Genomic DNA, 17,190 nt, shown 5'->3' on the forward strand with positions numbered 1-17,190 from the left:
CATTGCATAGAAAAACCAACGGTTTTTAAATAAGTATTAGAACGAACGAATATAGTGCTCTACTTGCGGCTAACCGGACTAATTACTACCTTTCTACAGACTAATTCAACCAGAAAAAATGAACAGATTTTATTTGCTATTCGCCCTTTTCTTAACAACGGTTCTACAAGCGCAACTTAGATCAACCTCAGAAGAAAAAACCATTGAAGCATTACAACTAAAAGCAAAGCTAGATTCTACTTCACTTTTAAAAAATTTAAAATTAAAGAACATAGGACCTTCCATTATGAGTGGTAGGGTTGTAGATTTAGCCGTTAATCCGAAAGACCCAACGGAATTCTATGTGGCATATGCCTCTGGTGGGCTTTGGCATACCACGGATAATGGCATCTCTTTTACCCCTATAATGGATAATTCCCCAACTCAAAATCTGGGAGATATTGCCGTGCATTGGCCAACCCGAACCATATGGGTGGGTACGGGAGAAAACAACGCCTCTAGATCTAGTTACGCAGGCATTGGATTGTTAAAATCCACTGATAACGGTAAAAATTGGAAATTTGCTGGTTTAGCGGATAGTCATCATATAGGTAGAATATTAATTAACCCAAACAATCCAAACCATGTGGTAGTTGGTGTAGCTGGGCATCTGTATTCCACCAACGACCAAAGAGGGGTTTACAGCACAAAAGATGGGGGTAAAACGTGGAACAAAACCCTCTTTATCAATGACCAAACAGGTATTATTGATTTAGCTAGTGCCAGCAACAACTTTAATGTGTTGTATGCCGCTGCCTGGCAAAAAGACAGAAAAGCTTGGAATTTTGATGGAAACGGAACTGGATCAGGAATTTATAAAAGCACGGATGCGGGTGAAAACTGGGAGCTAATTAGCACTGCCAATAGTGGTTTCCCAACGGGGAACGGTGTGGGTAGAATTGGTCTTTCGGTTTATAATGATTCTATTGTTTACGCGGTTTTAGACAACCAAAACCGAAGAGAAAAAGAATTAAAAACCGTTATTGATGGAGATAAACTGGTAAAGGATGATTTTAAAACCATGAACAAGCGTAGCTTTTTAAAACTGGACAACAAAAAGCTAAACACCTTTTTAAAAACCAACGGTTTTCAAGAAAAGTATAGGGCAGAAAACGTAAAATCCTTAGTTAGGGACGATGTTGTTGAACCTATAGATTTGGCCAAGTATTTAGAAGATGCCAACTCCCTTTTATTTGACACTCCTGTTATTGGCGCAGAGGTATATAAGAGTACCAACGCAGGTAAAACCTGGGTAAAGACGAACACAGACTACATAGACGATTTATTTTATAGTTATGGGTACTATTTTGCTCAAATTAATGTAGACCCAACTAATTCAGATATTATCTATCTAGCTGGTGTTCCTTTGATACAATCAAAAGACGGTGGCAAAACCTTTGAGTCTATAGATAAGAACAATGTACATTCTGACCACCATGCGTTATGGATAAACCCAAATAAACCGGGGCATTTAATAAATGGCAACGATGGGGGTATTAATATAACCTATAATGATGGTAAGGTATGGAGTAAAAACAATGCACCAAGTGTAGGACAATTTTATGCTATAGCCGTGGATAACGAACAACCTTACAACGTTTATGGCGGATTGCAAGATAATGGTGTTTGGAAAGCGCCACACACTTCAGAAAACAACAATGATTGGTTGGCATCTGGTAAAAACCCTTGGGAAATGCTCATGGGCGGAGACGGAATGCAGGTAGAAGTTGATGCAAGAAATACCAATATTGTATATACGGGATTTCAATTTGGAAATTACTTTCGTCTTAATCTAGAAACTGGGGACAGAAAATACATTCAACCAAAACACGAATTAGGAGAAGCTCCTTATCGTTTTAACTGGCAAACTCCCATTAGGCTTTCTCAGCATAATCAGGATATTCTTTATTTAGGAAGCAACAAATTGCATCGATCCATGGATAAAGGGGAAACTTGGACCAGCATTTCAGACGATTTAACAAGGGGCGGTAAAAAAGGTAACGTGGCGTATGGAACTATTACCACAATTTCGGAATCTCCATTTCAATTTGGCTTATTGTACGTAGGTACGGACGATGGCTTAATACACGTAAGCAAAGATGGCGGTGCCAACTGGACCAATGTGGCAAACCCGCTACCCAAAGACCTTTGGGTAACGGAAGTTGTAGCTTCTAAACATAAAAAAGAACGTGTGTATGCTACCTTAAATGGATACCGTTGGGATAATTTTACTACCTATGTTTATGTGAGTGATGATTACGGTGTAAGTTGGAAAAACATTGGAGAAACTCTACCCTTATCTCCCGTGAATGCTATTGTAGAAGACCCTGTAAACGAAAATTTATTATTTGTGGGTACAGACAACGGGTTATACGCCAGTCTAGATGCTGGCAATCATTGGCAATCCATAACTAATGGACTTCCTAATGTGGCTATTCATGACCTTGTAATACAAAACAGAGACAAACATTTAGTAGTTGGCACCCACGGGAGAAGCATTTATAAAATGAACATTGCTAGCCTACAAAAAGTAGATTTTGACCTTAATAGAGAAAGTTTAAAACTTTTTGATATAGCCAACATTAAACATTCTAGAAGATGGGGAAATAGTTGGAGTTCTTGGGGCACCCCAAATACACCTGGCTTAAATGTTGATTTTTATACCAATACCAAAGCAACTTTTAAAACCAAGATTAAAACTACAGATGGTGTGGTGGTAAGCTCTGGAGAATTAAATGCAGATAAAGGTTTTAATACATTACAATATGATGTTGCCTTTGACAAGGAAGGTAAGGCGAACTACCTATCTAAAAACAAAACAAAATTAGAAACGGCCAAAAATGGTAAAACCTATTTACCAAAAGGTGAATACTCTGTAGAGGTTAGTGGCAACGGCGCTACAAAAAGCTTAAATTTTAAAATAGAATAATGAATTTGACCCTTAGCATACCCGCCTTATTATTTCCGGCAATTTCTTTAACCATGCTTGCATATAACGCAAGATATTTAGCAATTGCAGGTTTAATAAGGCAATTGCATGGGCAGTTTACAGAAACCAAAGCAGCACCGCTAAAAAAACAAATTTCATCTCTTAAGAAACGTTTAGAAATCATAAAAGGAATGCAGGCAACCGCAATTGCCAGTTTTCTGTTAGCGGCGGTAACCATGTTCCTAATTTACATTGAACTTGTTGTTTGGGCTAATGTAATTTTCGGAATAAGTTTAATTCTCCTGATGATTTCTCTGATTTTATCTTTTGTAGAGGTGCAACTCTCTACTAAAGCATTGGGGATACAATTAAAAAATATGGAAGAATGAAAATAGTTGACCAAAATACGATACAAGCTGTTGGAGTGACCCATGACCCTGACATTAAAAAAAAAGTTTTTATCACCAAGGGCGAGATTAGCCAGTTAATGATGTTTGGCTCTGCTATCTTAAAACCTGGCCAAAAAGTTACGCCACATAGCCATGAAACCATGACCGAAGTATTTTACATTCAAAAAGGTAAAGCGATTTTTACGGTTAACGGCGAAAACCATATTTTAAAAGAAGGGCATTGTATAACAATTGAAGCCAAAGAGCTACATAGCCAAGAAAATCCTTTTAAAGAGCCTGTAGAATGGATCTATTTTGGTGTTGCTTTGGATTAAAACCTTTGATTTGGTTAACTTTAACCATACTATTTTATGGTTTTCATCTAATTTTTAAGATTTAATTAATAGTCCTGTTGTATTTTTGTAGTCCATCTAAAACGATTTACCCATGGAAAGAGTGACAGACATCGCTTTTTTCGAAAATATTAGAGAAATAAGGGAGTATAATTTTGGAAAATTCTACTTCTTTGATAGGCTTGTTATATCTGAAATTAAAGAGGGCGTAACCTTTGATTGGAATATGGCAAAGCGGGTAATAGAAGCCGCCTACGAAGTATATGACGCTAATAATTTGCCTGTGGTTTATGTTTCAAATAGAATAAACCGATATCAAATTGTTCCTAAAGACTGGCTTAAATTCTACAAAAACAGACATAGTTTAAAGTGCTATGGTGTGGTTGCAAAAAACAAGTCAACCTACGCCAATGTAGTTTTAGAGCGTATGTTCTTTAAAAATGCAATTAGGCAATTTACCAATTTGGAAGATGCCGTTTCTTGGGCGCAAGAACGAATTTTAGAAGAAAATAATACCACGATCTAATGCCCTACGTGGTACAAAGCATCACCTTGATTAACAACCGCCTGATTATTTATACAAAAGACATACCCATCAAAAGGTGCTTTAATCCTTTTTATTTTTTGATCGTTGGTATCCGTTATATACCCCAAAGACTGTCCCTTTTCAATTTTACTACCATTAGCAACTTCAGATAAAAACATACCTGCTCTTGGAGCTCGTATCCATCTTCTTTTGGTCAAAGCAATAGAATTCTTTTTTAGCGGTGCTTCGTTCGTTTTAATCATTTGCAAATGATTTAAGACATTTAAAATACCTGATTTGGCAATCCGCATGGCTTCTGCACTAAAACGCATGCTTTCTCCCGCTTCATAGACCAATACTGTTTTTCCCAACTTAAAGGCTTCGTTTCTAAAACTTCCTCGAATAAGACTAGATGGAAAATTGAATGGCGCGTTAAAAACTTCTGCTAAGGTTTTACCTCCTAAATCTTCTGCCGTATAGCGTATCTGCGGATAATTGTAACGTTGACCACCTCCTGTATGTAAATCAATAGCTATATCTGCCAGTGGCAATACCTCTTGTGCATAGGTATAGGCTATTCTACTTGCCAATGAACCTTTATTGCTACCAGGAAAACTTCTATTAACATCTTTACCATCCGGAACATCTCTAGAAAAATGAATAAAACCAAATAGGTTAAGAATGGGCACAACAATAAGTGCTCCCCTTTTTAATTTTATTTTCTTATCTACCAATAGCTTACGCAAAACTTCCACACCATTAATCTCATCGCCATGCAAGCCTGCTTGCAGCAAAACCACCGGCCCTTTCTTTGATGCATTAAAAACATGAACCGGTAAATCTATGACTGTGCCAGTTGGGAGTTTGGCTATCTCTATTTTTACCAATTGCTGTGCGCCCGGAACAATTGTTTGTCCATTAAGCTTTAAATCCGCATTACCTTTTCCTTCCCACATTTTTCTCTATGTACTGTATTATTTGCTTGGAAACGTTAATATCCGTAGCGGCCTCTATCCCTTTAAGACCAGGAGAAGCGTTAACTTCTAACAATAAGGGGCCTTTTCTAGACCTAATTAAATCTACGCCTGCTACACCCAGCCCTAAAAATTTGGTAGCTTGCAAGGCTATATACTTTTCCCTAGGTGTTAAAACTACCCGTTCCCCTAAACCTCCTCTGTGGATATTGGAGCGAAATTCATCTATATCACTAGTACGTTTCATACCAGCAATTACTTTTTTACCAACCACTATTATTCGTATATCCGTGCCGTTTGCTTCTTCTATAAATTTTTGCACCAAAATACTGGTATCCATTTTGTAAAAAGTGTCTATTATAGATTTAGCAGATTTTTTGCTTTCTGCCAAAATAACACCTAGACCCTGGGTACCTTCTTGTAACTTAATAATAACCGGAGGCCCACCTAACAAACGCAGTTGTTCCTCTATGTTATTTGGGTTTATGGAAAATAAAGTTTCTGGAATTGGCAATCCTTGTTGCGCCAATAATTGTAAGGTCCTAACCTTATTTCTTGCGTTGGATATAGCTACCGCACTAGCTGTAGTAAATACACCATTATCTTCAAATTGTTGTACAATTGCCGCACCATGTCTGGTAACCTTTGTGCCTATTCTTGGAATAATGGCATCAAACTCATGGGTAACATCCTCTTCTTCTAAATAAATTTTAGGCTTTTCTGCACCTAGTTTTACGGTACACTTGGTATGGTCTATTAACTCTACATAGTGGCCAGCTGCTTGTGCTTCCTCTACTAATCTACGTGTAGAGTGCACATGTAAGCTAACAGAAAGAATGGCTATATCCATTTAAATTATCAAGGGTTGTAAAATTAAATTCAATATCGCGCAAAAAAAACAAATGGTTGGGTAATTCTGATATTAAATAAAGTTTAACAACTCATTTTGTTCAATTTATAGACAGACTTGTAACCAAAATCAGTTGAAATTATCAAACGTTTTCGAAAATTGCTTATAACGTTTCTAAATAAGCTGCTTTGCAATGTTTAAAGCTTGTTAAAAACTTGATCCTGCCGTAAATTTGCTAGTAAAACTAATAACTAATGAGTGGATTGATAAAATCTTCAATTGCCAGAAAGCTAGTGATGGCCCTTTCTGGACTTTTTCTTGTGGTTTTTCTTACCCAACACTTTGTCATCAATTTTACTTCTGTTATAGCGCCAGAAACCTTTAACCAGTGGTCTCACTTTATGGGTTACAACCCTTTAGTGCAGTTTGTATTGCAACCTATCTTAATTGCTGGGGTTGTTATTCACTTTGTAATGGGCTTTATTTTAGAAGCAAAGAACAAAAGCGCACGCGGTGTTTCTTACGTAAAGTATAATGGAGGTGCCAACGCATCTTGGATGTCTAGAAACATGATTTACACCGGATTGGTTGTATTGGCTTTCTTAGGCTTGCATTTTTACGACTTTTGGGTGCATGAGATGGCTTACAAGTACGTAGAAGTAAAAGTAGAGGACCCTACAAGATACCATGCAGAAACAGTTGAAAAATTTGCGCCAATATGGAGAACGGTACTTTATGTAGTTTCTTTTGTGCTACTAAGTCTACACCTATGGCACGGCTTTGCTTCTTCTTTCCAGTCTATGGGAGTAAACAATAAGTACAGCCCGGTTATTCAAAAAATTGCTAAAATATTTGCGGTGGTTATTCCTTTGGGCTTTGCCTTTATTGCAATTTACCACCACCTTAACCCAATAACACATTAATCATATGGGAGTATTGGATTCCAAAATTCCATCTGGGCCGTTGGCCGACAAATGGACAAAACATAAAAATGAAATTAATCTGGTTAACCCAGCCAACAAGCGTAACATTGATGTTATTGTTGTAGGTACAGGTCTTGCCGGAGGTTCTGCTGCGGCTACTTTAGCAGAACTAGGTTATAACGTAAAAACCTTTTGTTACCAAGATTCACCAAGACGTGCGCACTCTATTGCGGCACAAGGTGGTATCAACGCAGCAAAAAATTACCAAGGGGATGGAGATAGTCCTTATCGCTTGTTTTATGACACTATTAAGGGAGGAGATTACCGTTCTAGAGAAGCAAACGTGTACCGTTTAGCAGAAGAGTCTGCCAATATCATTGACCAATGTGTGGCTCAAGGTGTTCCTTTTGCACGTGAGTATGGTGGTTTGTTAGACAACCGTTCTTTTGGTGGTGTATTGGTATCTAGAACCTTTTACGCTAAAGGACAAACAGGGCAACAGTTATTATTAGGCGCCTATGCAGCCATGAACCGCCAAATTAATCGTGGTAAGATAAAGTCTTACACCCGTCATGAAATGATGGATTTGGTATTGGTAGATGGTAAGGCTAGAGGAATTATTGCTAGAAATTTGGTGACCGGAGCGATTGAGCGTCATTCTGCACACGCCGTAGTTTTAGCTACCGGTGGTTACGGAAACGTATTCTTTTTATCTACCAACGCAATGGGTAGTAACGTAATGGCAGCGTGGAGAGCACACCGTAGAGGAGCCTTCTTTGCAAATCCTTGTTTTACACAAATTCACCCTACTTGTATCCCAGTATCTGGAGAACATCAATCTAAATTAACTTTAATGTCAGAGTCGTTACGTAACGATGGTAGAATCTGGGTGCCTAAGAAAAAAGAAGATGCTATTGCAATACGTGAAGGTAGATTAAAACCAACGCAGTTAGCAGAAGAAGATAGAGATTACTATTTAGAAAGAAGGTATCCTGCATTTGGTAACTTGGTACCTAGGGATGTGGCTTCAAGAGCTGCTAAAGAGCGTTGTGATGCTGGTTTTGGAGTTAACAAAACAGGCGAGGCCGTATATTTAGATTTTGCTGCTGCTATACAACGTTACGGTAAAGAAAAAGCGTTGACCTCTGGTATTAAAAATCCAGACGCTGCAACTATTACAAGATTAGGAGAAGAGGTTGTAGAAGCCAAATATGGTAACCTTTTTCAGATGTACGAGAAAATTGTTGATGAGAACCCGTACAAAACCCCTATGATGATTTATCCTGCCGTGCACTATACCATGGGCGGTCTATGGGTAGATTACAACTTGCAAACTACCATTCCTGGGTGTTATGCCGCAGGTGAAGCTAACTTTAGTGATCACGGAGCTAACAGATTAGGAGCTTCTGCTCTAATGCAAGGATTAGCAGATGGTTATTTTGTATTGCCTTATACTATTGGAGACTACTTGTCAGATGATATTAGAACTGGTGCTATCCCAACAGATTCACCAGAATTTGAAGCTACCGAAAAAGCTGTTCGTGAGCGTTTAGAAAAACTAAAAGCTGGTTCAGGACAAAATTCCGTTGATTACTACCACAAGAAGCTAGGTAAAATTATGTGGAACAAATGTGGTATGGCTCGTAACGAACAAGGCCTTAAAGAAGCCATTGAAGAAATTTCCGCACTTAGAAAAGACTTCTGGGAAAACGTAAGAATTCCTGGTGAAATCAATGCTAAGAACGCTGAACTTGAAAAAGCAGGTAGAGTAGCCGATTTCTTAGAGTTAGGTGAATTGTTTGCAAAAGATGCTTTAGAAAGAAATGAATCTTGTGGTGGTCACTTTAGAGAAGAGTACCAAACCGAAGAAGGAGAAGCATTAAGAGATGATGAAAACTTTAAATATGTAGCGGCTTGGGAATACAAAGGCGAGCCTAAGGATGCCCAGCTACATAAAGAAGATTTGGTGTACGAGAATATAGAATTAAAGACAAGATCTTATAAATAAAATTGCTATGAAATTATTTCTAAAAATATGGCGTCAAAAAGATGCCAGTACCAAAGGACAAATGGTAGACTATACCTTGGACGGGGTAGAAGGCGATATGTCCTTTTTGGAAATGTTGGATATCTTAAATGAAGATCTTATAAATAAAGGTGAGGAGCCCGTAGAATTTGATCATGACTGTAGAGAAGGTATCTGTGGTACATGTTCTTTACAAATTAACGGGGAGCCTCATGGACCAGATAGGTTAGTTACTACTTGCCAATTGCACATGCGTAAATTCAACGATGGTGATACTATTGTAATAGAACCTTTTAGAGCAAAAGCTTTCCCAGTTATTAAAGACTTAATTGTTGATAGGAGTTCTTTTGACCGTATACAACAAGCTGGTGGCTACATTTCTGTAAATACTTCAGGTAATACGGTAGATGCCAACGCAATACCTATTGAAAAGCACGCAGCAGACTCTGCTATGGATTCTGCTACTTGTATTGGCTGTGGTGCCTGTGTAGCCGCTTGTAAGAACGCAAGTGCTATGTTATTTACGTCTGCCAAGGTGTCTCAGTTTGCGCAATTACCACAAGGTCGTGTAGAAGCTACGGACCGCGTTATGAACATGGTTAGACAAATGGATTTAGAAGGATTTGGTAACTGTACCAATACCGGTGCTTGCGAAGTGGAATGTCCAAAAGGTATTTCTTTAGAAAATATAGCTAGAATGAATAGAGAATATTTAGCAGCTAGCGTAAAAGGATAATTCTTTTAAGTTAACAATACAATTAACCCGAACTATTTTTATAGTTCGGGTTTTTTAATTTAGTACTATGGCATCATATACGGAACATCCCATAAAAGTACCTCGTTTTAATGAAGCTAATGGGTTTTATACCACACCAGAACGTTCTAAACTTATGGGCAAAATAAGAGGTAAGAATACCAAGCCAGAACTCGCTTTTAGAAAGGCCCTATGGCACGCAGGATACCGATATAGAATAGATTATAAAAAGCTTATAGGAAAGCCAGATATTGCTTTAAAACAATACAAAACGGTTATTTTTATCGATGGTGAGTTTTGGCATGGAAAAGACTGGAATACACGCAAACAAAAACTGAAATCCAATAGGGAATTTTGGATTGCCAAGATAGAACGAAACATGCAACGAGATCTAGAGGTAAATAGAAAACTTAGCCAAATGGGTTATACTGTTTTTAGGTTTTGGCAAAAGGAAATACAACAAAACCTCAATGGCTGCTTACAACAAATTACACAACACCTAGAAATTGTTAAGGTAAGGGCATAAAAAAGCCCGAAACGAATTTCGAGCCAATAATTTTTTAGGAACTTTAATTTTGGTGGCTTTTATAACATAAATAGCTTTTTAACCAACCTCATAAATCCGCTGAAAAAATCAGTTCGGTAAACCTGAATATCCTCTTCAAAGGCTACAGATTCTTGGTTAAAATTAGAAGTCATGGGAACAAATATTTTATAGGGTTAATTTGGGAATTTTTTTAATCATTTCAAACTTAACCTAAAAGTATTTTTTAAAAAACAATTTGTTGCAGATGCATTTAATCTTGTTGTAAATGCATCTTTTTAACTAATTAACCGCTATTGTTTATTAAGAAACCTGTTAAAGCTGCATTTCTGGTATATTCCCTTCTACTATTAAATTACCTTCTGTAGCTGCTTTAATTTCTTCTACGGAAACACCCGGAGCACGCTCTAACAACATAAAACCATCTGCTACTACTTCTAATACCGCAAGATTGGTAACTATTTTGGTAACGCAACCAACTCCTGTAAGTGGTAAAGTGCACTTCTTTAAAAGCTTAGATTGGCCAGCCTTATTGGTATGCATCATTGCAACTATAATATTATCCGCAGAAGCAACTAAATCCATTGCCCCGCCCATTCCTTTCACCATTTTACCCGGTATTTTCCAGTTTGCGATATCACCGTTTTCTGAAACTTCCATAGCACCTAAAATTGTCAAATCAACATGCTTGCCTCTTATCATTGAAAAACTAGTTGCCGAGTCAAAAAAAGAAGCGCCCGGTAAGGTGGTTATGGTTTGCTTACCAGCATTGATCACATCTGCATCTTCATCACCCTCAAAAGGAAAAGGACCCATGCCCAAAACCCCGTTCTCACTTTGAAATTCTACACTTATATCATCTCGCACAAAATTGGCCACCAAGGTGGGGATACCTATACCAAGGTTTACGTAGAAACCGTCTTTAACCTCTTTTGCAATACGTTTAGCTATTCCATTCTTGTCTAACATACTATCTAGGTCTTACGGTTCTTTGTTCTATTCGCTTTTCAAACTTTTCTCCTTGAAATATTCTTTGTACCAAAATACCGGGCACATGAATCTCATTTGGGTCTAATTCTCCGGCTGGCAACAACTCTTCTACTTCCGCAACCGTAATTTTGGCAGCACCACACATAACCGGGTTAAAGTTACGGGCCGTACCTTTAAATATTAAGTTGCCCGCCTCATCTCCTTTCCATGCTTTTACTAAAGCAAAATCTGCTTTGTACGCTTCTTCCATTACGTACATTTTACCATTAAATTCTCTGGTTTCTTTACCTTCTGCTACTTCTGTACCGTAACCAGCAGGTGTATAAAATGCAGGAATGCCTGCTTGTGCAGCCCTGCACTTTTCTGCAAGCGTTCCTTGGGGCGTAAGCTCTACCTCCAATTCCCCAGATAACATCTGGCGTTCAAATTCATCATTTTCTCCCACATAGGAAGAAACCATTTTATCTATTTGCTTTTTTTGAAGCAACAAACCAAGACCAAAATCATCTACACCGGCATTATTGGATATGCAAGTAAGATTTTTGACATTTTGTTTCACTAGATGTGCTATGCTATTTTCGGGAATTCCGCATAAACCGAAACCACCCAACATAAGCGTCATACCGTTTTGGACACCATCTAAAGCCTCCGCAACGGAATTTACAGTTTTGTTAATCATATGCAGTCTATATCAGTAAGTTTAAAAGTCTAAATCATCCAAATCATCATCGGTGTCCATATCTTCTGTAAGCTCCTTAACTACCTTGGTGCAATCTACGTTAATAGACAAATCACTTGGTTTATCAAATGCCGATTTGGATACTGCCAACTCCTCATTGTCATAGTTGGCCTTCATGTATAAACCCCATATAGGTAAAGCCATAGAAGCGGCCTGTCCGTAGGTTAAAGACCTAAAGTGGGTTGCTCTTTCTTCGCCCCCAACCCATACTCCGGTAACTAAATTAGGAACAATACCCATAAACCAACCATCACTTTGATTTTGTGTTGTTCCTGTTTTTCCCGCTATAGGATTCGTCAAATTATAAGGGTAACCCGTCATAATTTCCTTATAAACCCTAGAATTCTTATTGTAGGAATGTCTTAACCTACCTCCTGATCCAAATTGGGTTACACCCTCCATTAAGTTAAGCATGGCATAGGCAACATCTCTACTTAAAACATCTTTGGTTTCCGGTACATACTCAAACAAAACGGTACCATGCTTATCTTCAATACGCGTAACCATCACAGGTTTTACATAAACACCCTGATTGGCAAATGTACCATAGGCACCAACCATTTCATAAACATTAACGTCCGGCGTGCCTAACGCGATAGAAGGCACTTCTGGTAAGTCTTTGGTAATACCCATATTCCTTGCCATTTTAACCACGGAAGCCGGCCCAACATCATCTATAAGCCTAGCGGTAATTGAGTTAACCGAATTGGCCAATGCATTTTTCAAGGTCTTTTTTTCCCCGGAATATTTACCATCAGAATTCTTAGGGCACCAAGCTTCAATGTTACCATGCTTCATGGGTTCTATACAATACTGCGTATCTGGTAAAGAATCACAAGGCGATAAGCGCAATTGATCTATAGCTGCCGCGTATACAAAAGGCTTAAAGGTAGAACCAGCCTGCCTAGCTCCCTGTATTACATTATCATATTGAAAATGTTTATAATCTATACCACCAACCCAAGCTTTTACATGGCCGGTTTGTGGCTCCATGGACATCATTGCCGTACGTAAAAACGTTTTGTAGTATTTGATCGAGTCTAAGGGAGTTAAAATAGTATCCTTTTCATAAGAATCGCTATTCCAATCAAAAACGGTCATTTCTGTTTTCTTTTTAAAGGAAGCCCTAATTTCACTTTCGCTTTTGCCTGCCCTGCTCATGGTTCGCCATCTTGCGCTAGATTTCATGGCACGCTCTAAAATATTATCTATTTCGTGCTTCTCTAAATCCAAAAATGGTGTTGTAGGGTTTCTTTCTGGTGTATTTTGTACAAAAAATTCGGCCTGTAATTTTTTCATGTGCGCTTCTACTGCCATTTCTGCATTCTGCTGCATTCTAGAATCAATGGTAGTATACACCTTTAGACCATCTAGGTAAATGTTATATTTTTCCCCATCTAATTTAGGATTGTTTTTAACCCACTGGTTTAACCAGCGTTGCATATACATCCTAAAATAAGTGGCCAGACCCTCCCTGTGCGACTCAGGATTAAAATTTAAATCCATCTTTGTTTTTTGAAGGGAATCTTTTTCTTTTTCTGAAATGTAACCATATTTAGCCATCTGCGCCAATACCGTATTTCTACGATTAAACACCAATTCTTCCCTCCTTATAGGATTGTAATACGATGAGTTCTTAAGCATCCCCACCAACATTGCCGATTCTTGGATCCTTAAATCTTTAGGCTCTTTACCAAAATAGATTCTTGAGGCAGAACGAATACCATCTGCGTTATAGTGAAAATCATAAATGTTCAAATACATTGCTATAATTTCCTCTTTGGTATAATTACGCTCTAAACGAGTTGCCAAAACCCATTCTTTTAGTTTTTGGGTAATTGCTTCAAATTTATTCCTAGATCTTACCCCAACAAATAATTGTCTTGCCAATTGCTGGCTAATTGTACTTGCACCGCCCTTGCTTCCTAAATAGGCAACCGCCCTTAAGGTGCCCCTGGCATCTATACCTGCATGATCAAAAAACCGCGCGTCTTCCGTGGCTACAAGGGCATTTACCAAATTGTCTGGTAATTGATCAAACGGTACCGGCGTACGGTTATCTTCTAAATAGTATTTTCCTAATGTTTTGCCATCTGCAGATATTAACTCTGTAGCTAAATTGGTTTCTGGGTTTTCTAAATGTTCATATTCTGGCATTGGCCCCAAAAGACCCCATGAAGCAAATAGAAAAGGTAATGCCACTAACACAACACCACATATAAATAATATCCAGAACCACTTTATAAATTTCAAAAATGGATTTTTGGTTTTCTTTTTTGTCGTTGCCATTTTATTCCTGTATCGTTTCTAATTGCAGTCCAACATCGGTAATACCTTTAAGACTTTGCAAGCCCTCTACCATCCCGTTTTTACGCATGGCATGTTGCACCTTTAAGGTATATACGCCAGAATCTGGAAATTTGATGTTTTCGCGAAGCCAAAGTTTATTTTCTTTAGTACTGCCCGTACCTGTACCCAACCACTCGCCATTTGGCAATGCCATTTCATACTCCAGTGTATCTACTTGTGCTTGTTGGTTAGGCTTTATTAATTTAGTGATTAGAAAAAGATTACTAAACTCATAGTCGTTATCATTTCTAACGTTTAAAAAAAGGTTGTAACTGGTAGTGCTATCCAAGTCTTTTATCTCAAAATCCAAAGTGTCCGCATTGTCCCAAATCCCATTGTTCAATGTTTTATATTCGGTATAGACCACATTAGAATTACATGCTATAAAAAGTAAAGCAAAGAGCATGGAAATACATAACCTACTTGCCATTGTTCACCTTATTTTTAGGATTTCTATTTCTTCTTCCCTTACCACCCTTGCGCTTTTTGTTCTTTTTACGTTTTGGGGCATCAAAACGGGTAAGACTATCTTGGCCAACTACATTTTCAAATACTAGCTTTTCATCCAAGGCTTCGTCTACCACGGCGAATGCTTCCAAGCTTTCAATTTTTTGCTCCTTTTTATTTAATGCTATTAATTCTAAAACCTGTTCTTTTTTTAGGGCATGCCAATTAGAAACATCTCCGCGATAAGCAAACCATAACGTTTCTTTGAAAATATCTACCTTCTGGCAAAAAGCTATGCCTTTCTCTGTTAATAACTTGGTGTCAGATGATGGGAAATCCTTTAAGGCTTCCAAATACATATCCAACTCAAAATTGAGACAACATTTTAGTTTACCACACTGGCCCGCCAATTTTTGCGGATTTAATGCGAGCTGTTGATATCTAGCAGCAGCGGTACTTACCGACCTAAAATCTGTTAACCAAGTAGAGCAACACAATTCTCTACCGCAAGACCCTACACCACCTAAGCGCTGTGCCTCTTGGCGGTAACCAATTTGGCGCATTTCAATACGGATACCAAAAGCCTTGGCCATGTCTTTTATTAACTGCCTAAAATCTACCCGATCTTCTGCTGTGTAATAAAACGTAGCCTTAGAACCATCTCCCTGAAACTCTACATCACTAAGTTTCATTTGTAGATTTAAGGAAATAGCAATTTCTCTTGAACGCTTTTTTATTGCTTCTTCGCGTTCACGACTACTGATCCAAATATCAATATCTTTTTCTGTGGCTTTTCTATAGATTTTTGGTAAAGCATCGTCGGTAGGATCTACCTTTTTCTTTTTCATTTGAATCTTTACCAGCTCGCCCGTAAGGGTAACCGTACCAATATCATGGCCAGATTTGGCTTGGGTTGCCACCACATCGCCAATTGCTAAGGCAAGCCCTTCTGAATTTCTAAAGAATTCTTTTCTACTATTTTTAAACCTTACCTCTACACAATCAAAAGGTGCTTGCCCATTGGGTAAGGACATGTTGGAAAGCCAATCAAAAACGGTAAGTTTATTGCATCCGTCCGTGCCGCAAGTGCCGTTGCTCTTACAACCACGTGGTTGGCCATCCTTACCGGTAGCACAACTACTACATCCCATATATTATATATTGAGTTAGGCAACTTTTGTTGCCCAACAAAGGGTTCATAAAAATGTTGAAAGTAAAGATAGCACAATTTAACAATACGCTTGTCTAGCGTTTAAATTTTAGCACTTCTGATCTACCCTTTTTGAAAATTTTATTACTTGCCTTCTTACCTTTTCTTAGTTTCTTTTGCTCCTCAAAAGGTAAGGCGTTTACTTCCTTACAATGATCGGAACAACAATTGTCCATTTTGGCCTTGCAATCATCGCACTGAATAAATAGTAGATGGCAAGCCTCATTGGCACAGTTGGTATGCGTATCACAAGGCGCGCCACATTGGTGGCATTGTGCAATTACATCTTCAGATATACGCTCTCCCCTTCTGTGATCAAAGACAAAATTCTTACCTAAAAACTTATTTTCTAAATTCTTATCCCTAACCTGACGGGTGTACTCAATAATACCGCCCTCTAGTTGGTATACATTCTTAAAGCCTTTGTGTTTGTAGTATGCACTCGCTTTTTCACAACGGATGCCTCCCGTACAATACATAACCAATTTTTTATCTTCCTTATGTTCGGCCAGGTTTTCCTCAATTATGTCTAAAGAATCCCTAAAGGTATCTACGTCTGGGGTAATTGCGTTCTTAAAGTGTCCTATTTCACTTTCGTAATGGTTTCGCATATCTACCAAAATGGTATTTGGATCTTCTATTAGCTCATTAAACTCTTCTGCTTTAACATGCAAACCCTTATTGGTAACATCAAATGTGTTGTCGTTTAAACCATCGGCAACTATTTTATGCCTAACTTTTACCTTTAATTTTAAGAAAGACATATTATCTTGCTCAATAGCAATATTTAAACGAACTCCTTTTAAAAAAGAGATGCTATCCAAATGTTTTTTAAATGCTTTAAAATTCTCCGCAGGAACAGATAACTGAGCGTTAATGCCCTCTGTAGCCACATAAATTCTACCTAGAACTTCCAAATCGTCCCAAGTAAGAAATAAATGGTCTCTTAAAATTTGCGGATTACCAATGTGTGCATATTTATAGAAAGATATGGTAAGCCTGTCCTTACCAGCCTCTTTAATAAGAGCGGCTCTTTCTTTTGCACTTAATTTATTGTACAGTTGCATGCTATACCAATATTTAAGTTAAAGAATAATTTTTTTTGCAAAAATACACAAAGTATAAGGGCGCCCAAATGTTTGGGCGCC

16 protein-coding genes are annotated in these 17,190 nt (G+C 38.1%); 8 read left to right on the plus strand and 8 right to left on the minus strand.

The annotated features are described in order from the left end of the window. Nucleotides 1–118 precede the first annotated feature (118 nt). The 4 genes from ACXAGS_RS01255 (at nucleotide 119) to ACXAGS_RS01270 (ending at nucleotide 4,236) form a co-directional block, all read left to right on the plus strand. A complete protein-coding gene (locus ACXAGS_RS01255; RefSeq protein ID WP_474903875.1) occupies nucleotides 119–2,968 on the plus strand; it encodes a WD40/YVTN/BNR-like repeat-containing protein in 2,850 nt (949 codons plus the stop codon). Continuing rightward, complete coding sequence (locus ACXAGS_RS01260) at nucleotides 2,968–3,357, plus strand: DUF2721 domain-containing protein (protein ID WP_474903877.1); 390 nt, start codon at nucleotides 2,968–2,970, stop codon at nucleotides 3,355–3,357. The genes ACXAGS_RS01255 and ACXAGS_RS01260 overlap by 1 nt, the downstream gene beginning before the upstream one ends. Further along, nucleotides 3,354–3,692, plus strand: coding sequence for a cupin domain-containing protein (locus ACXAGS_RS01265; protein ID WP_474903879.1), 339 nt, complete (start codon nucleotides 3,354–3,356; stop codon nucleotides 3,690–3,692). The genes ACXAGS_RS01260 and ACXAGS_RS01265 overlap by 4 nt, the downstream gene beginning before the upstream one ends. Before the next feature lie 112 nt (nucleotides 3,693–3,804). Beyond that, nucleotides 3,805–4,236, plus strand: a complete 432-nt coding sequence (locus tag ACXAGS_RS01270) for a hypothetical protein (RefSeq protein WP_474903880.1) — start codon at nucleotides 3,805–3,807, stop codon at nucleotides 4,234–4,236. Here ACXAGS_RS01270 and ACXAGS_RS01275 read toward each other — a convergent pair. Further along, nucleotides 4,233–5,192, minus strand: coding sequence for a succinylglutamate desuccinylase/aspartoacylase family protein (locus ACXAGS_RS01275; RefSeq protein WP_474903882.1), 960 nt, complete (start codon nucleotides 5,190–5,192; stop codon nucleotides 4,233–4,235). The two genes, ACXAGS_RS01270 and ACXAGS_RS01275, sit on opposite strands and share 4 nt — an antisense overlap. Further along, nucleotides 5,173–6,060, minus strand: a complete 888-nt coding sequence (locus ACXAGS_RS01280; RefSeq protein WP_474903884.1) for a RimK family alpha-L-glutamate ligase — start codon at nucleotides 6,058–6,060, stop codon at nucleotides 5,173–5,175. The genes ACXAGS_RS01275 and ACXAGS_RS01280 overlap by 20 nt, the downstream gene beginning before the upstream one ends. Before the next feature lie 254 nt (nucleotides 6,061–6,314). Here ACXAGS_RS01280 and ACXAGS_RS01285 point away from each other — a divergent pair, with 254 nt between their 5' ends. The 4 genes from ACXAGS_RS01285 (at nucleotide 6,315) to ACXAGS_RS01300 (ending at nucleotide 10,289) form a co-directional block, all read left to right on the plus strand. Then, the gene (locus tag ACXAGS_RS01285) at nucleotides 6,315–6,983 is read left to right on the plus strand and encodes a succinate dehydrogenase cytochrome b subunit (protein ID WP_474903885.1); all 669 of its coding nucleotides are present in this window, start codon (nucleotides 6,315–6,317) and stop codon (nucleotides 6,981–6,983) included. A 4-nt stretch (nucleotides 6,984–6,987) separates the two neighbouring features. Beyond that, the gene (locus ACXAGS_RS01290; protein WP_474903887.1) at nucleotides 6,988–8,991 is read left to right on the plus strand and encodes a fumarate reductase/succinate dehydrogenase flavoprotein subunit; all 2,004 of its coding nucleotides are present in this window, start codon (nucleotides 6,988–6,990) and stop codon (nucleotides 8,989–8,991) included. 7 nt (nucleotides 8,992–8,998) lie between these two features. Next, on the plus strand, nucleotides 8,999–9,745 hold the full coding sequence (locus ACXAGS_RS01295) for a succinate dehydrogenase/fumarate reductase iron-sulfur subunit (RefSeq protein WP_010516181.1): 747 nt from the start codon (nucleotides 8,999–9,001) through the stop codon (nucleotides 9,743–9,745). Nucleotides 9,746–9,812: 67 nt separating this feature from the next. After that, the gene (locus ACXAGS_RS01300) at nucleotides 9,813–10,289 is read left to right on the plus strand and encodes a very short patch repair endonuclease (protein WP_474903888.1); all 477 of its coding nucleotides are present in this window, start codon (nucleotides 9,813–9,815) and stop codon (nucleotides 10,287–10,289) included. Between the two features lie 333 nt (nucleotides 10,290–10,622). On the opposite strand, the gene ACXAGS_RS01305 is transcribed toward ACXAGS_RS01300, so the two are convergent. The 6 genes from ACXAGS_RS01305 to trhO all read right to left on the minus strand — a co-directional run bounded on the left by ACXAGS_RS01305 (nucleotide 10,623) and on the right by trhO (nucleotide 17,109). After that, a complete protein-coding gene (locus ACXAGS_RS01305; protein WP_474903890.1) occupies nucleotides 10,623–11,276 on the minus strand; it encodes a CoA transferase subunit B in 654 nt (217 codons plus the stop codon). A gap of 1 nt (nucleotide 11,277) precedes the next feature. Then, a complete protein-coding gene (locus ACXAGS_RS01310) occupies nucleotides 11,278–11,976 on the minus strand; it encodes a CoA transferase subunit A (protein ID WP_474903892.1) in 699 nt (232 codons plus the stop codon). 21 nt (nucleotides 11,977–11,997) lie between these two features. Beyond that, nucleotides 11,998–14,325 carry a penicillin-binding protein 1A gene (locus tag ACXAGS_RS01315; protein WP_474903894.1) on the minus strand — a complete coding sequence of 776 codons (2,328 nt, stop codon included), beginning with the start codon at nucleotides 14,323–14,325 and terminating at the stop codon, nucleotides 11,998–12,000. A 1-nt stretch (nucleotide 14,326) separates the two neighbouring features. After that, nucleotides 14,327–14,815, minus strand: coding sequence for a gliding motility lipoprotein GldH (locus ACXAGS_RS01320; RefSeq protein ID WP_474903896.1), 489 nt, complete (start codon nucleotides 14,813–14,815; stop codon nucleotides 14,327–14,329). Then, nucleotides 14,805–15,983: a PSP1 domain-containing protein gene (locus tag ACXAGS_RS01325; protein WP_474903898.1), complete on the minus strand. Its 1,179-nt coding sequence runs from the start codon at nucleotides 15,981–15,983 to the stop codon at nucleotides 14,805–14,807. The genes ACXAGS_RS01320 and ACXAGS_RS01325 overlap by 11 nt, the downstream gene beginning before the upstream one ends. Before the next feature lie 94 nt (nucleotides 15,984–16,077). Next, a complete protein-coding gene (trhO, locus tag ACXAGS_RS01330; RefSeq protein ID WP_474903899.1) occupies nucleotides 16,078–17,109 on the minus strand; it encodes an oxygen-dependent tRNA uridine(34) hydroxylase TrhO in 1,032 nt (343 codons plus the stop codon). Between the last annotated feature and the right edge of the window lie 81 nt (nucleotides 17,110–17,190).

The organism is Croceivirga sp. ABH4_376, from assembly GCF_056160685.1.

What these genes read in the sequence shown, in the direction of transcription:
- ACXAGS_RS01270 (WP_474903880.1), top strand. Translation starts at nt 3,805, where the DNA reads ATGGAAAGAGTGACAGACATCGCTTTTTTCGAAAATATTAGAGAAATA.
- ACXAGS_RS01275 (WP_474903882.1), bottom strand. Translation starts at nt 5,192, where the DNA reads ATGTGGGAAGGAAAAGGTAATGCGGATTTAAAGCTTAATGGACAAACA.
- ACXAGS_RS01300 (WP_474903888.1), top strand. Translation starts at nt 9,813, where the DNA reads ATGGCATCATATACGGAACATCCCATAAAAGTACCTCGTTTTAATGAA.
- ACXAGS_RS01255 (WP_474903875.1), top strand. Translation starts at nt 119, where the DNA reads ATGAACAGATTTTATTTGCTATTCGCCCTTTTCTTAACAACGGTTCTA.
- ACXAGS_RS01285 (WP_474903885.1), top strand. Translation starts at nt 6,315, where the DNA reads ATGAGTGGATTGATAAAATCTTCAATTGCCAGAAAGCTAGTGATGGCC.
- ACXAGS_RS01290 (WP_474903887.1), top strand. Translation starts at nt 6,988, where the DNA reads ATGGGAGTATTGGATTCCAAAATTCCATCTGGGCCGTTGGCCGACAAA.
- ACXAGS_RS01280 (WP_474903884.1), bottom strand. Translation starts at nt 6,060, where the DNA reads ATGGATATAGCCATTCTTTCTGTTAGCTTACATGTGCACTCTACACGT.
- ACXAGS_RS01310 (WP_474903892.1), bottom strand. Translation starts at nt 11,976, where the DNA reads ATGATTAACAAAACTGTAAATTCCGTTGCGGAGGCTTTAGATGGTGTC.
- ACXAGS_RS01315 (WP_474903894.1), bottom strand. Translation starts at nt 14,325, where the DNA reads ATGGCAACGACAAAAAAGAAAACCAAAAATCCATTTTTGAAATTTATA.
- ACXAGS_RS01305 (WP_474903890.1), bottom strand. Translation starts at nt 11,276, where the DNA reads ATGTTAGACAAGAATGGAATAGCTAAACGTATTGCAAAAGAGGTTAAA.
- ACXAGS_RS01320 (WP_474903896.1), bottom strand. Translation starts at nt 14,815, where the DNA reads ATGGCAAGTAGGTTATGTATTTCCATGCTCTTTGCTTTACTTTTTATA.
- ACXAGS_RS01295 (WP_010516181.1), top strand. Translation starts at nt 8,999, where the DNA reads ATGAAATTATTTCTAAAAATATGGCGTCAAAAAGATGCCAGTACCAAA.
- ACXAGS_RS01325 (WP_474903898.1), bottom strand. Translation starts at nt 15,983, where the DNA reads ATGGGATGTAGTAGTTGTGCTACCGGTAAGGATGGCCAACCACGTGGT.
- ACXAGS_RS01260 (WP_474903877.1), top strand. Translation starts at nt 2,968, where the DNA reads ATGAATTTGACCCTTAGCATACCCGCCTTATTATTTCCGGCAATTTCT.
- trhO (WP_474903899.1), bottom strand. Translation starts at nt 17,109, where the DNA reads ATGCAACTGTACAATAAATTAAGTGCAAAAGAAAGAGCCGCTCTTATT.
- ACXAGS_RS01265 (WP_474903879.1), top strand. Translation starts at nt 3,354, where the DNA reads ATGAAAATAGTTGACCAAAATACGATACAAGCTGTTGGAGTGACCCAT.